Annotated in this window: 1 protein-coding gene; it reads right to left on the bottom strand. The window is 52.0% G+C overall.

The genetic code is table 11. The annotated features are described in order from the left end of the window. On the bottom strand, positions 1 to 353 hold a 353-nt coding region (locus tag OB13_RS20115), incomplete at its 3' end, for a GNAT family N-acetyltransferase (protein ID WP_461491974.1). Positions 354 to 446 lie beyond the last annotated feature (93 nt).

Raw genomic sequence — 446 nt, 5'->3', positions numbered from 1 at the left:
AGAAACTTACAATGCCTGTTCAGCCCGCTGCCCCGGAAGTCCCGGGCCAGCCAGGTCCAGCCTATTTCGAGTCGTTTATCTTTTTCTGAAACGTTACCATACGCTGTGCTTCCTGCTATTTGCCCGGTTGCCTTATCCACAATCACAAAGGTATAGCGTTGCCCGACCTCTCTGTCCCTGCGGGCTGCTTGTGTCCAGGCTTCGAGCTCCTGCCGGTTGCTGATGCGGCTGATCATGTAGCGCCAGATTTCTTCATCGGGTGCAATAGTTTGCAGCTGCTCTATGTCCCCGGGCTCGAAAGGGCGGAGCAGGACGCGCTCATCTTCTAGTAGGATCTCCTGGCTGAAATTCATGGGTGATGGATCTATAAGTTCTGTGCACTAATCCGGAAAAGCAGGCCTCCCGGGACCTGGACATAAAAGTGCTGTAAAAAAATTATTTATGAA

This window comes from Pontibacter sp. HJ8, from assembly GCF_054824225.1.
The sequence above is the reverse complement of the archived record's forward strand: the minus strand, read 5'-3'. Positions and strand labels throughout refer to the sequence as shown.